Below are 13,810 nucleotides of genomic sequence, written 5' to 3'. Positions count from 1 at the left end.
CCTCAACTTGCTTGGCTCTACGACTGATGCAGGTGTAATGCGGACAACTTAACGGTACATGGGCTAACCTAAATATCGAGTTGATAAAACCTTGCAGCGCTCTTAATGGCATAGAAAAAACTCGTTTCACCATGAGGGCTGTCGTGATAGCTAAATCACTGAACCGACGAGGCCTCCCGCGCTTATTCTGTTTGCTTTGCGCCCACCCACTTATTGCTTCTTCATCGATCCAGAAGGTCAGAGAACCACGGTTAATGAGCGATTGGTTGTATTGCTTCCAGTTGGTTGTTTTGTAACAAGGTTTAGGCATAAGGCTACGAGAGAGAGTGGTGGTAGCTGATCAGATCGTAGGTTCTTGATTTAGTTCCATTGAATTACGCAACAAAGCCTTCAATTTATGGTATAGATGCAGAAAAAACATTGTTTTTTATTAAAATGAAAAAAGCCTGGGATCAGGTTAAATATAGAAAGAAAATAAAATCAAAAAATAAGACCACTATAAATCTCGTGATTAGCCAGGAGTCTAAAGATAATTTAAAATCAATATCTGAATTCTATGAGCTGAACTTAAATGAAACATTTGAACGCATTATTTCAGAAGAGGCTAGAATGATAAAAGACATACCCACCTAAATAAGCATCCAGTTTGTCTATGGTCGTAAACAGATATATATATCTAGAAACCATTGATATCATACACAAACGCATCTACTGCTTGTCGGATATTTAAAGCAAAGACTTCAGCAAGCTTTGACATTGGTTTGTGAGCAGGTGTCAGTATTGCGTGATCATAAGCTATAGCTGGAGCAAAGGGGCGAAATACAACGTTCCCTTGATTTCCTTTATATAGTTTATAACTAGCGGCACTGATAGGGTCACAGATACAAACACATAGCTGTTGTTCGACAAACTCAAAACCAGAGATGTAGTTCTGTAGCTCAAATCTAGGTCGATAAGTGACGTTATGTTCTTCAAATAACAGTCTTGTGTGTTCACTTGCTGAATGACGGGTAAACAGCGCTGCTAGGGGGACATTATCTAAGTCTTTTGGAGTAATGAGCGGTTTACTCGCTAAAGGGTGGTCCTTGTGTAATGCACACACTCCCTCAAGCTGTATAGGTTCTACATGAAATGAATCTCTGTCCTTGGGCAGCTCTGAATAACCTATATCGTACTGCTGAGATGCAATCCAGTCTTGAACAATAGTAGAACTTCGCATCATCATGGATACTTCAACTTCAGGTCTGTCCTTTACATATTCAGCTATAACATGCGGCATAAAAAATAATGCGGCAGCGGGCATACAAGCAATACGTAACTTCCCTCTAGTGAGGTTTTTCACTTCTGCCATTAACTGAGTTGAACGAGTTAAACGTTCTAAAATCGCCTCAGTTTCTTCCAACAAAAAATATGCTTCAGGGTTGGGGATTAAACGCCCCTTTTGTCGTTCAAAAAGTGTCAACCCTAGTTCCTTCTCAAGACCTACGATCATAGAGCTCACTGCAGGTTGAGTGCGGCATAAAGTTTTTGCAGCCACAGTCACCGATCCCGAACGCATTACAGCACGGAACGTTTCTAATTGTTTTATCGAAAGATTGCTCATAACACCCTATAAGTAAAATTTATGACTTTAGAGTAATTTTAAATTTGTTTTTATTGATTGTCACCAATAAAATAACCAAATAATTACAAATACAACAATAAGGAAACATACGGTGGAGCAAAAATTTCGATACTTGCTCACGGCCTTAATTGCATCAGTAGCTCTAATGCAATTTGTTCAGGTCGTGACACGATATATTTTTGAGGTCCCAATTATGGGACTCGAAGAATCAATGGTCATTCCTACAATCTGGCTATATATGCTTGGGGCAGTTAATGCTTCAAGAGAAGACTCTCAGATACGAGCAAATGTCTTAGAAATTTTCATCAAAAGTGAACGCGGGCACACAATTTTGGCACTAGTAGGCGAAATTATAAGTTTTATTATTTCGAGCTGGCTTACTTACTGGGCATGGGATTATGTCAAGTACGCTTGGCGCGTATGGAAAGAAAGCCCCACTCTCTATATCCCTACTTTTTATCATGAATGTTCCGTATTCATCGGACTTCTTCTGATCACACTTTTTATTGCCATACATATCGTAAAGCTGGTTAACCAACTTAGAACTCCATCGTCTTTCGTAAATAAGGTGAAACAATGATTGAAGTCGCTCTATTAGCCGTCTCAGTTTTAGTCATACTACTGACTCTCGGCGTTCCCCTTCCATTTTGTTTCGGCGGTGCACTGATGGTCATGAGTTTTGCCGGTGACATGTCGATGAAAGGCAACATGATGTGGGGCGCTGGGCAATTAATGAACCCCGTTTTGTTGGCTATTCCCCTGTTTGTATTGGCAGGAACCATAATGAGTAGAAGTGGAATCGCTGCTAGTCTATTAGGTTTTGTGAATGTATTTGTCGGTCATATACGCGGTGGTCTAGGTATCGTAGCTTCTGTTAGTTGCGCGATTATCGGGGCCATTTCTGGAAGCGGATTAACTGGTATTGCGGCTATCGGGCCACTACTTATCCCCGAGATGGAAAAACGAGGCTACCCGCGAGCTTATGCGACAGCACTCATTGCTAACTCGTCAATATTAGGTCTACTCATTCCGCCAAGCGTGACAATGATTGTTTATGGTTGGGTTACTGACACATCAATTCTGGCTTGTTTCCTCGCGACACTTGGTCCTGGATTGTTGGTTACGTTCAACTTTGCCGCAATCAATATGTTTATGGCTCGTAAGTTCCCACTTGTTTTAGATGACAAGCTGAGCTTACCAGAGATGTTTAAGAAAGCTTCTAGCCAAACATTTAACGCGGTGCCTGCTTTATTGATGCCAGTAATTATCCTTGGTGGTATTTATGGCGGCATTATGACTCCAACAGAAGCTGCGGCAGTTGCTGTTATCTATGCTGTTCCAGTCGGCTTTATGATCTATAAAGGATTGAGTTGGAAGACATTATTAGAATCCGGCAAAGAGTCTGCAACAGCGGTTGGTTCTATCATGTTTATGATTTTATTCAGTCTAATTCTTAGCCAAATGTTTGTTGTAGAAGGAATCCCCCAACAATTAGTTGAAGCTATCTTCAATATTACTGATGACAAATTTTTATTACTAATTTTTATTAATCTGTTGTTGTTTGTCGTTGGTATGGTCGTGAACGATTTGACTGCAATCATTCTTATAGCGCCTTTGCTTTTGCCACTAATGACGGCAATTGGCATCAGCCCAATTCAATTTGCTGCAATCATGGGAGTCAATACCGCGATGGGCGGAGTGACCCCACCATATGCGTCGATCCTATACCTTGGTGCTCGCATTGGTAACGTAAAATTCTCTGAAGTTGTTGGGCCGGCAATGCTACTCATTTTATTTGGGTATCTACCTGTCGTAATTCTTACGTCTTTTTGGTCAGAATTATCTCTGTACCTCCCTACTATGTTTGGTTATTAAAAGGAAATTAACAATGTTAAAAACAAGTAAGTTAAAGCCATTAAAAACAATAAAAAATGTCACTATGTTGGCATCACTTATGGCCGCCGCCCTAAGTACTTTCCCTGCACATGCTACAACGCTAAAAATCAGTCATGTACGCCCACAAGGTACCGTAGTTGATAATGACATCAAGCAGTTAAGCAACGATCTAAAAGCCTCGACAGATGGCGACCTTAAACTAAGAGTGTATGCTGCTAACGCTTTAGGTGATTACACGTTAGTACAGGAACGAATTTCAATTGGTGCAATTGATATGGCATTGCAACCAGCCTCCACATCTACCGACCGTAGAATGCAAATTGGTTTATTACCTTTCTTAGCAAACGATTGGCAAGAAGCTCAAAATATCTACGGTTCGAATGCACCAGTACGTGAAGCAATGGAAGAGCTATTTGCTAAACAAGATATAACATTGCTCGCAGCCTACCCTGTTTACTTTGGAGGAATTTCGTTAAACCGTAATGCAGTTGGTGCTGGTGATCCCGATATAACCAAAGGTATTAAGCTTCGTGTACCACCGATCAAGAGTTTCCAGTTATTAGCAGATAACGTCGGCTATATTGGTTCACCCCTACCTTTTTCAGAAGCTTTTACGGCAGTACAAACTGGTGTAGTTGATGGTGTTATTGGTTCTGGAGCTGAAGGCTATTACGCTTCATTCCGTGATGTAACAAAAACCTATATTCCTCTCAATACCCACTTCGAAATCTGGTACCTGATGATCAATTCTGAGCGCTTAGAAGATCTCGATGAAGCAGAGAGAGCAGCTCTCAAAACAGCCGCAGCTCAATTTGAAAACCGTCGTTGGGGCGCTGCACAACTAGACCAGAAAGCCAATGAACAAAAACTGGTAGAAGCTGGTGCAACAATCATAGAAATGACTCCAAGTCAGTTGAGCAAAACAGCTAACAAAGTACGCGCTACAGTATGGCCTCAAATTATTGACGATATCGGTTCTGATTGGAGCCAGCCAATCTTAGACAAAGCGCTTAATTAAGAAACACCAACCAAAGGGGGCACCCTGCCCCCTCAACGAAAGCTGAAGAGAATGTTATGAAACCGGAATATATTGTTGTCGGTGGCGGAATTGTGGGTTGCGCACTAGCTTATGGCCTTCTTAAAGCGGGTCATCAGGTAACAGTACTGGATGGCGGCGACCTCGATCATCGTGCATCTCGTGGCAATTTTGGCTTGGTTTGGTTGTCGAGTAAAGGGCTCGACGCACCTCACTATGCAGCATGGACTCGCCGATCTGTAAAGTTATGGAAAGAGCTCGCAGAAGAATTAGAAAACGTTACCGGACATAAGCTTAACCTAGTGCAAGAAGGGGGATACGATTTCCACTTCTGTGAAGAAGAATTAATGGCTAAAGCTAAGCAGTATGAGCACCTACGTAAGCAATTGAATAGCGACCATCCATATGAAATTTGGGATCGCAAACGCCTAATACAGGAGGAGCCCGAAATTGGCCCTGACGTCGTCGGTGCAATTTACGGAGCAGAAGATGGGCATGTCAATCCATTGAAGTTACTCAATGCGTATACTGCCGCGATCCGAAAGCTCGGTGCTAATTTAATTACTGGAACGAATGTGTCTGATATTAGCCAAGATAAGTCGGGAACGTTTCAAGTCACGTTAGAAGATGGGAGGATTTATTCTAGCGACAAAGTTGTTTTGTCTGCAGGTTTAGGAGCGGCTCAATTAGGCCCAAAACTCAACTTCAAAGCATTAGTCTCTCCTCAAAAAGGGCAAGTTTTAATCACTGAAAAGCTCCCCAAAAAGATGAAGCGTCCCTCCGGTATTATTCGTCAGGTAGATGAAGGTGGTATCCAGATAGGAGACTCTAAGGAAAATGCTGGATTTGACAACAATGACACCATCGCAACTACAGCTGCTATAGCTGAGCGAGCGATTGCTGTTTATCCATTTTTAGAGCACACCAGGCTAATTCGAAGTTGGGGCGCGACTCGAATCGTTTCACCTGATGGCCTACCAATATATCAACAATCAAAAACACATCCAGGTGCTTACCTGGTGAGTTGCCACAGCGGTATTACACTAGCCGCAGTTCATAGTTATTTGTTACCGCATTGGCTTGAGCAATCTACTAACGCACCAGATTTGGAGGTATTCAGTGAAGACAGATTCTAGATTCCAACGACTTGCCTCGGATAAAGAGAAAACATCAATTCAGTTTGAATGGGAAGGTCAATATTACAAGGCGTATGACGGAGATACCATAGCTGCAGCATTGCTAGCAGCAACGGTAGATCATACTCGTACAACGCCTCAATCCGGCTCACCAAGAGCACCGTTTTGTATGATGGGTAGTTGCTTTGAGTGCCGCGTTGAAGTCGATGGAGAACCTAACGTTCAAGCTTGCATGAATTTGATTAAAGACGGCATGAAAATTCGCCGACAAACAATGTAATAGGAGGTTTCATGCTGGAACAATCAAACATGAATTTTGATGTGTGTGTGATCGGAGCTGGGCCTGCAGGAATGTCAGCAGCAGTTCAATGCTCTATGGCGGGAGCAAATGTCATGGTTATCGACGAACAAGCTCGTCCAGGAGGCCAAATTTATAGAGCCATACAAGAATCAGGTCACCCACACGGACATATATTTGGGCCAGATTATTTAAGAGGTGCCGAACTCGTTAAAACTTTTAACCAAGCTAACATCTCTTATTTCTCTGGCGCTACGCTATGGCGAATTGATTCAGACAACGCGGTTTATTGGAGTCGCGATGGGAAAGCTCAAAAAGCGACCGCGAAGAAAATCATCATAGCAACGGGGGCGATTGAGAGACCATTCCCATTCTCAGGTTGGACACTACCAGGGGTGATGACTGCAGGGGCTTGCCAAATCATGATGAAAACATCAGGCATTGTCCCTAAAGATGCAATCTTGGTTGGAACAGGTCCCCTTCTCTACCTACTCGCCGTACAGATGAGCGATGCCGGCGCTACACCGAAGGCCATTGTCGATACTCAGCAAAGCGCAAGTTACTTTAAAGCAGCCGGATATTGGTTGAATGCATGGCAAGGACGCAATTATATAGCCAAAGGCTTAACGCTCCTTTCCAAGATTCATAAGCTTGGGATCAAGCGTTACACATCTTCTACTCACATTGAAGCACTAGGTAGCCAACGTTTAGAAGGTTTAACCTTTCAAAGCTCAGGAAGAACGGTTGAACTTAAAGGCGAAACACTCTTAGCACATATAGGAGTGATTCCTAACGTGCAGCTCACTCGCGCTATGGGATTGGAACATGTTTGGGATTCGTTACAAGTTTGCTGGAAGCCCAAGTTAGACAGTAACAACATGAGCTCACGTTACGGTGTGTTTGTTGCTGGTGACAGCGGGGGCATTGGAGGAGCACTCGTAGCAGAATTACAAGGGGAACTCGTCGCACAAAAGGCTCTGCAAGATCTTGAGCTTAACGGTAATCCCATAACTAAAAATAACGATAACCCCATAAAAGCAAAAATAAACAAAGAGCTATCAGTACGACCGTTTCTTGATGCGTTGTACGCACCACCTAAGCAAGCACTCGCCCCCAGCGATCATACGATCGTTTGTCGGTGTGAAGAAGTGACAACAAAACAAATCCGCGATCACGTAGATCAGGGAGCCTGTGGAATTAATCAAATAAAAACGTTCACTCGTTGTGGCATGGGCCCGTGTCAAGGACGCCATTGCGGCTCAACGGTGGCCCATATTATTAGTGACAAAGCGGGTATTTCAATGGAAAAAGTAGGCTACTACCGACTACGCAACCCTATTAAACCATTGAAACTTGGAGAGCTAGCAAGTCTCACCCCCGCAAAGAGTTCATTTATTAAAAAGTATAACAAAGGAAATACTAAGTATGAGCAAGATACAGAGACTGCATAATAATCAACGTATGAGCAAAATTGTAACCCACAACGATACAGTATATTTATGTGGTCAAGTCGGAGTCCGTGGTACAAGCGTTACGGAGCAAACAAGAGAAGCGCTTACGAGAGTAGAAAGCCTTCTTATAGAAGCAGGAAGTGATTGTCAGCATGTTTTACAGGTCACAGTATGGCTAGCTGACATGAGTGATTTCAATGAAATGAATGCAGTATGGGATGAATGGTTTGATGAAGGGTTCGCACCTGCGCGAGCTTGTGGTGAAGCGAAACTCGCTAGCCCTGAACTCAAAGTCGAGCTACTTGTGACTGCAGCACGCAAAACCAATATTTAAAATTTGTAGCGATTATCCACCGGGAGGCCCATGTGTTAACGGTCTAGTTCAATAATTAGACCGTTAACAGAGCCATAAATTACATTTTGAGATATATAAGGGCTTATCTAAAACTCTCCCATTAAACGTTTGTACTCCACGTCATCTTCATACATCACTGTTTAAAACGACTTTTAGTTGAGCTTTAAACTTGCCAAGAAATTGTTGATTACTCATTGCAGCTCAAGGTATTCCATTAGAGCTTCTGGTAATTTCATCGATTCCTGTATCCAGAGCTGTATGTAATGAAGCTAACCCAACTCAATGCTTTTAAAGCCATTGTTGAATGTCAAACCGTCACTGCCGCGGCAGAGCGCTTATCGCTTAGTCAATCCGCCGTCAGTCGACTATTAGCCAGTTTAGAACAAAGAATTGGCTTTCAACTTTTTACTCGTAAACGAAATCGCTTGGAGCTTAGTAATGAGGGGGAAGCCTTCTATATTGAAGTATCCAAAGTCTTTGATGCTGTATCAAGTCTCGATCACGCTGCGCATTCAATTCGCTCGCGCCATTTTGGGACACTGAATATTGCTGCGATGCCTCTTCTCTCAAACGCCTTTTTGCCTAGAATCTTGGCGGTCTTTTTAAAGCAAGCGCCTAAAGTCAAAGTCGGGTTTAAAACATATCGTTCCGAAGAGGTGATTCAGCGGGTTCAAAGTCAAACAACAGACATTGGCTTTGCGTTTATTGATGATCACCTCGCGGGTGTAAAAGCACAAAAAGTAGAATGCGAATGCGTCTGTCTTATCCCCTCCGATTCGCCACTGGCCAAACGCTCGGTCATAGATATCTACGATATTGCGGGTCAAGTGCTCATCCGCCACGAAAAGGATATTACTCAGAGAAGAGTCGATGCATTGTTACGTCGCTATGACCTATCAACGATTGAGCAAATCGAAGTCTCACTGGCAAGCACCGCTGCAACCTTAGTTCGAGAAGGTGTCGGGATCGCGATCACTGATCCATTTACCGCTTACATGGAAAGCGAGCACCCAAAGGTCGTAATGAAACCACTTGTATTCGGCCTGCCGTTTGAATTTGATATCCTCTACCCTTCGTTAAAGCCCATTCACCGAAATGCGGAACAGTTCATTGAGCAATTCATGTTACAAGCTGACGCGATGAATATTCAGCTCAAAATTGGCCCAATGCGAAACCTCAGTGAATATGATTCTGATTAAGTTCACAGTTACAGAGATGCCAGACTACTTTGGTGAAATCAATTTATACTAATAAAGTCAATGCTTTGAGATAACACCAGCCTCTCATCATTCCTTTTTTGCATACTAGCCTCCAGCTTAGTCATTGGCGACGAATATGCCTTCTTCCTTAAGCTCTCAACCAGAAAAACAAAAATCAATAAGGAAGAAATTATGAAAACGCGCGTCTCTGTGATTGGCTCCGGTAATGCTGGATTAACAGCGGCCTATCACTTTACCCTACAAGGTGCTGATGTCTGCCTCTATGGCTCGCCAGGTTTTGACCATCCTCTGGCAGACATAGAACAACGAGGAGGGATCTGTGCACTTGAAAGCTTTAATGACGTTGAACTGACTTACAGTGGCTTTCAGGCGTGTGACAAAATCAGCCGCGATCTGGCAGAGACAGTCTCATATGCCGACTTACTCGTCTTACCGGTCCCATCATTTGCGCAAGAGCCACTCTTTACTCAAATGCTGCCTCATTTACGTGATGGCCAAATTATCATGCTTATGCCAGGGAATTATGGCTCATTAGCGCTAAATCGAATTAAAAATGAACAAGGATTTACCCATTTAGATATCACTTTTGTTGACGCAATCTCGATTCCCTGGGCAACTCGAATTGTTGGGCCTGCAGAGATCGCTATTTTAGGTATGAAAGAGCACCTTCCTGTCGCCGCTTATCCTGCAGATCGCACGGAAGAGGCTATTGCAGCCTTACAAACTGTGATGCCTTTACCTCTAACAAGGCTTAGTAATGTCATTGAAGCCGGATTAGAAAACATCAACTTTGGCGGACATCCATTACTAACAACACTCAATATTGGCTTACTAGAAAACTTCGATGGCCAATTCAATTACTACAAAGATTGCTGCTCAGTTTCAACAGCAAAAGCGGCAGCAGTAATGGAGTCAGAGCGTCAATCCATAGGCAAAGCGCTAGGATTACAACTGTTGCCTGAGCTTCAAGCAATGAATGCCCTTTACGGTATGAAATGTGAAAGTGTTTATGAGGTTAACCGCACTTCAGAAACCCACGGCAAACTGAACAGCGCACCCAACTCAGCCAGCAACCGATACATCACGGAAGATGCCGCTTACCTTCTCGTCCCTTGTTACGAGCTCGGTAAACTGGTCGGTATTGACACACCTATGGTGACATCTTGTCTGCACATCGACAATGCGTATAACGAGACCAATTATTTCGAATCTGGAAGAACATTAAAAAAAATGGGACTTGGCGATATGTCCGCTCAACAAATCATGGAATTCGTTAGCTAACGTGAAGGAACAGCTTTTGGGCTAAATCCGACAAATGGGGCTTCGGCCCCATAAGAAATAAAAGGACATCGTAATGACAAAATTTAAATTCCCTTCTGCCTACACAATTTTGATGATATTGACCGTACTAATGGCCATTTTAACTTGGGTTATACCGGCCGGTCAGTACCAGATGGAAACCAATGAAACACTAGGCCGTATGGTGCCAATGGTTGGTACGTATCAAACCGTTGATTCAAACCCTCAAGGTATCGTCGATATTTTAATGGCACCAATTCAAGGCTTCTATGACCCAGGTAGCTACGTGGCGCGTGCAGTGGACGTCGCCCTATTTGTATTGGTTATCGGTGGATTTTTGGCTGTAGTAACCCAAACCGGCGCGATTGATGCAGGCATCGCCGGAACCATGAAACGCCTATCAGGTCGCGAGAAATGGATGATCCCTATTCTAATGGGGTTGTTTGCGCTGGGTGGTACCGTTTACGGCATGGCGGAAGAAACTATTCCTTTTTACGCACTGCTGATACCTGTAATGATCGCAGCAGGTTACGACAGTATCGTTGGCGTTGCTATTATCATGGTTGGTGCTGGTATTGGCTGTTTAGGCTCTACTATTAACCCTTTTGCGACTGTCATTGCCTCTAACGCAGCTGAAATCAATTTTATGGAGGGCTTTGCTCTGCGCGCCGTGATCCTTGTTCTTGGTTGGATCGTTTGTGTTATCTATGTAATGCGCTATGCAGAAAAAGTGAAAAACAACCCTGAACTTTCAATCGTCGCTCACCAGAAAGAGTCAAACTTAGAATATTTCCTACACAGTAAAAAGCAAGAAACACCAGAGCTAAACAACACACGTAAAGCGGTACTGGCTATCTTCGGTTTAACTTTCGCCGTTATGATGTGGGGCGTATCCGCAGCAGGATGGTGGATGGCTGAACTCTCCGCTCTATTTCTTGGCTCAAGCATTCTTGTTGGCTTCGTTGGCCGGATGTCAGAAGTTGAAATTACCGACAGTTTTGTAAACGGAGCGCGCGATCTTCTGGGAGTAGCCCTGATCATCGCTATTGCTCGTGGCCTTGTGGTCGTCATGGATAACGGCAACATAACCCACACCATTTTGCATTACGCGGAAGGCTTATTAGGCGGGTTAAACGAAATCGCATTCATCAATGCTATCTACTGGGTCGAAGCCGTGATGTGTTTGGTCGTTCCCTCTTCTTCAGGGCTTGCGGTACTCTCAATGCCAGTTCTTGCCCCACTCGCAGATTTTGCTGGTGTTGGCCGTGAACTGGTTGTCACTGCCTACCAATCTGCCTCTGGTTTACCAAACCTTGTGACACCGACATCGGGCGTGGTGATGGGCGGTCTAGCCATTGGGCGAGTCGCTTACTCATCTTGGCTAAAATTCATTGGTCCATTGCTTGGCGTACTTTGTACCATGGTCATGATTCTTCTAAGTATTGGCGTTGTGATCAGCTAATCTGGCTGAAGTATAAACCCAACAGCAACGTCAATTAGCCGTAGATTAAAGTTCATCTCGGGGCTGGCTATCCCCTTTAGAGGTGAACTTTGTTTATTCAGCCATTAATGAATAGTGACAAAATTGCATATTGAGTTGCTGATAGATTGATTTAACGCAGTCTTAAGAAAGAGAAACGGCGTTAAGGTGCTCTGCTTCCTCCAGTAGAACTGGACACTTCACTAAGCAATTTTCCGATACCAAAAGTCATTCGAATTTTTCTAATTTAAGTGATTAATGTAAGAATATTTTGTCCCGTTTTGAGTCACGATGCCAACGGAATATGTGTACGATTTTATCGTGACTTGTCAGCAAAGCTGTCAGAACGAGTATGAGCTAGTACAGTTAAAGTATGTAAGTTATACGTTGCTCTTGCACTACCATACAACTAACCCACAACCTTAAGACTCTTTTTACCGCTCATCGACAAGCTCCCCTTTGCAGCTTCTTCAATGTGGTCACTCCACCACGCCATGAGAACTTTACGACGTTCAAGGTAATCTGTGCGATTGTATGCGCTTCTTACCTTATCTCTATCCACATGAGAAAGTGCAGCTTCAATAATGTCTGGATCAAAATTCTGTTCATTTAGAGTGGTACTGGCTAATGCGCGCAAACCGTGAGACGTTTGCCTGCCCTTCATGCCCATTCTTACTAATGCCTTATTTGCTGTCTCTTTATTGATGTGATTTTTGTTACTTTTGTCAGCAGGGAAAAGGTATTCACTATCACCCGTGATGAGATCAATGGTTTCCAATAGATCTAGAGTTTGTTTTGTTAAAGGGACAGTATGCACTCTTCCCTTTTTCATTCGTTCAGCAGGAATGATCCAAAGCATCTTTTCTCTGTCAATTTCACCCCAACGTGCCCCAGCCGTTTCAGCAGGTCTTGTCATGGTATGAAGTTGCCATTCTAGCAAGCAGCGAGTGATGGGTTTAATTGATGCATAGTTGATTGTTTTGAGAAGCTCTGGAAGCTCATCTGGGGCTAACGAAGCTTGATTGGTCACCTTAGCTGTTTCAAAGGCTTTACCAATGCCTGCGAGCTTGTTATGTTCAATCACACCCGTGTTTACTGCAAAGGTCATTATCTCATTGAGGTTGCGGCACAAGCGCCCTACTGTTTCTAGCTTGCCTTGGTTCGCAATGGGTTTAATTGTTTTGATCGCTTGAGGAGCCGTGATATCGCCAAGTGGACACTTACCCAGATTCGGCAAAAGGTACTTTTCTATTCGTTGTTTTAACTTTTTAGCCGTTTGCTCTTTGACGCTTGTTCTCTTCACTTCAATCCAGTCATCAAATACCGACTGTAACGTATTCGCCAATTCTAACTGTTTTTCTCTAAGAGTAGTGTCACGGTGCTCTTTAGGGTCGATACCATCAGCAAGTAGTTCTCTAGCTTCAATAGCTTTGGTTCGAGCTTTAGCAAGCGATACAGATGGGTATTTACCAATACTGAGGTTTGCTCGTTTACGAGCAATCGGACGGTAATAGTTAAAGAGCCACAATTTGGAACCATTGGGCTTTATTCTCAATGCAAGACCATCACCATCGAGCAGGCTATATTCCTTTTCTTTTGGTTTTGCTTGTAAGATCTGAGTCGCTGTTAATGGGGTTGTTTTCCTAGCCATAGTAACATCACCAATCCGTATTTCTTGTAGTGTTACTAACAGTGTTACTTTAAACGGTGGATTTTACAACACATCATGGGATCTCTTGGGACCAAGAAATGGCTAAGAGTCTGATAAGACAAGGAATTACAGGCACAAAAAAGCCCACACTAGGTGGGCTCTTTCGTATAATGTGGTGCCCGCTACTGGACTCGAACCAGTGACACCTTGCATGTCATGCAAGTACTCTAACCAACTGAGCTAAGCGGGCAGTGCTGTGAAACTTATCTAACCGCTTTATTAAGTGGCTAACGCTTCAGAACGAGATGGATAATAGCGAGTGATTTGGATGCGTGCAAGGATAAATTTGCACAAAACTGTTCGT

General features: G+C 43.4%; 13 protein-coding genes and 1 tRNA gene. 10 read left to right on the top strand and 4 right to left on the bottom strand.

Annotated elements, in window-relative coordinates; all coding sequences use genetic code 11:
- Positions 1-310, bottom strand: a 310-nt coding sequence (locus tag AB6C75_RS09815; protein WP_372107661.1) for a transposase, incomplete at its 3' end; no start/stop codon positions are given.
- A 366-nt stretch (positions 311-676) separates the two neighbouring features.
- Positions 677-1,603, bottom strand: a complete 927-nt coding sequence (locus AB6C75_RS09810) for a LysR substrate-binding domain-containing protein (protein WP_054541263.1) — start codon at positions 1,601-1,603, stop codon at positions 677-679.
- 112 nt (positions 1,604-1,715) lie between these two features.
- Here AB6C75_RS09810 and AB6C75_RS09805 point away from each other — a divergent pair, with 112 nt between their 5' ends.
- From AB6C75_RS09805 to AB6C75_RS09760, 10 genes are all read left to right on the top strand, one after another.
- Positions 1,716-2,204: a TRAP transporter small permease gene (locus tag AB6C75_RS09805; protein ID WP_017065560.1), complete on the top strand. Its 489-nt coding sequence runs from the start codon at positions 1,716-1,718 to the stop codon at positions 2,202-2,204.
- Positions 2,201-3,499: a TRAP transporter large permease gene (locus AB6C75_RS09800; protein ID WP_017065559.1), complete on the top strand. Its 1,299-nt coding sequence runs from the start codon at positions 2,201-2,203 to the stop codon at positions 3,497-3,499. Before AB6C75_RS09805 ends, AB6C75_RS09800 begins: the two co-directional genes overlap by 4 nt.
- A 13-nt stretch (positions 3,500-3,512) precedes the next feature.
- Complete coding sequence (gene dctP, locus AB6C75_RS09795) at positions 3,513-4,538, top strand: TRAP transporter substrate-binding protein DctP (protein WP_054541262.1); 1,026 nt, start codon at positions 3,513-3,515, stop codon at positions 4,536-4,538.
- Positions 4,539-4,594: 56 nt separating this feature from the next.
- Positions 4,595-5,692, top strand: coding sequence for an NAD(P)/FAD-dependent oxidoreductase (locus AB6C75_RS09790; protein WP_372107660.1), 1,098 nt, complete (start codon positions 4,595-4,597; stop codon positions 5,690-5,692).
- Entirely contained in the window at positions 5,676-5,972 is a 297-nt protein-coding gene (locus AB6C75_RS09785; RefSeq protein WP_054541260.1) for a (2Fe-2S)-binding protein, read from the top strand. The genes AB6C75_RS09790 and AB6C75_RS09785 overlap by 17 nt, the downstream gene beginning before the upstream one ends.
- An 11-nt stretch (positions 5,973-5,983) precedes the next feature.
- Positions 5,984-7,441 carry an FAD-dependent oxidoreductase gene (locus tag AB6C75_RS09780; protein ID WP_372107659.1) on the top strand — a complete coding sequence of 486 codons (1,458 nt, stop codon included), beginning with the start codon at positions 5,984-5,986 and terminating at the stop codon, positions 7,439-7,441.
- Entirely contained in the window at positions 7,416-7,775 is a 360-nt protein-coding gene (locus AB6C75_RS09775) for a RidA family protein (RefSeq protein ID WP_372107658.1), read from the top strand. The genes AB6C75_RS09780 and AB6C75_RS09775 overlap by 26 nt, the downstream gene beginning before the upstream one ends.
- 284 nt (positions 7,776-8,059) lie before the next feature.
- Positions 8,060-8,995: a LysR family transcriptional regulator gene (locus AB6C75_RS09770; protein ID WP_372107657.1), complete on the top strand. Its 936-nt coding sequence runs from the start codon at positions 8,060-8,062 to the stop codon at positions 8,993-8,995.
- A gap of 192 nt (positions 8,996-9,187) precedes the next feature.
- On the top strand, positions 9,188-10,297 hold the full coding sequence (locus AB6C75_RS09765; RefSeq protein ID WP_123297081.1) for an NAD/NADP octopine/nopaline dehydrogenase family protein: 1,110 nt from the start codon (positions 9,188-9,190) through the stop codon (positions 10,295-10,297).
- 73 nt (positions 10,298-10,370) lie between these two features.
- Complete coding sequence (locus AB6C75_RS09760; RefSeq protein ID WP_048611918.1) at positions 10,371-11,777, top strand: YfcC family protein; 1,407 nt, start codon at positions 10,371-10,373, stop codon at positions 11,775-11,777.
- Positions 11,778-12,204: 427 nt separating this feature from the next.
- Here AB6C75_RS09760 and AB6C75_RS09755 read toward each other — a convergent pair whose 3' ends face one another.
- Together AB6C75_RS09755 and AB6C75_RS09750 are read right to left on the bottom strand one after the other, a co-directional pair.
- Positions 12,205-13,446: an integrase domain-containing protein gene (locus AB6C75_RS09755; RefSeq protein WP_372107656.1), complete on the bottom strand. Its 1,242-nt coding sequence runs from the start codon at positions 13,444-13,446 to the stop codon at positions 12,205-12,207.
- Positions 13,447-13,619: 173 nt separating this feature from the next.
- A tRNA-Val gene (locus AB6C75_RS09750) sits at positions 13,620-13,696 on the bottom strand.
- Positions 13,697-13,810: the final 114 nt, after the last annotated feature.

Source organism: Vibrio sp. 10N.237.312.B06, from assembly GCF_041464685.1.
Lineage (GTDB): Bacteria > Pseudomonadota > Gammaproteobacteria > Enterobacterales > Vibrionaceae > Vibrio > Vibrio tasmaniensis_A.
Note: the sequence above shows the minus strand (reverse complement) of the source record. Positions and strands in the feature narration are given on the sequence as shown.

Excerpts from the sequence above, each read along its gene's own strand:
- AB6C75_RS09810 (WP_054541263.1), bottom strand. The coding sequence starts at position 1,603 with ATGAGCAATCTTTCGATAAAACAATTAGAAACGTTCCGTGCTGTAATG.
- AB6C75_RS09800 (WP_017065559.1), top strand. The coding sequence starts at position 2,201 with ATGATTGAAGTCGCTCTATTAGCCGTCTCAGTTTTAGTCATACTACTG.
- dctP (WP_054541262.1), top strand. The coding sequence starts at position 3,513 with ATGTTAAAAACAAGTAAGTTAAAGCCATTAAAAACAATAAAAAATGTC.
- AB6C75_RS09790 (WP_372107660.1), top strand. The coding sequence starts at position 4,595 with ATGAAACCGGAATATATTGTTGTCGGTGGCGGAATTGTGGGTTGCGCA.
- AB6C75_RS09780 (WP_372107659.1), top strand. The coding sequence starts at position 5,984 with ATGCTGGAACAATCAAACATGAATTTTGATGTGTGTGTGATCGGAGCT.
- AB6C75_RS09775 (WP_372107658.1), top strand. The coding sequence starts at position 7,416 with ATGAGCAAGATACAGAGACTGCATAATAATCAACGTATGAGCAAAATT.
- AB6C75_RS09770 (WP_372107657.1), top strand. The coding sequence starts at position 8,060 with ATGAAGCTAACCCAACTCAATGCTTTTAAAGCCATTGTTGAATGTCAA.
- AB6C75_RS09765 (WP_123297081.1), top strand. The coding sequence starts at position 9,188 with ATGAAAACGCGCGTCTCTGTGATTGGCTCCGGTAATGCTGGATTAACA.
- AB6C75_RS09760 (WP_048611918.1), top strand. The coding sequence starts at position 10,371 with ATGACAAAATTTAAATTCCCTTCTGCCTACACAATTTTGATGATATTG.
- AB6C75_RS09755 (WP_372107656.1), bottom strand. The coding sequence starts at position 13,446 with ATGGCTAGGAAAACAACCCCATTAACAGCGACTCAGATCTTACAAGCA.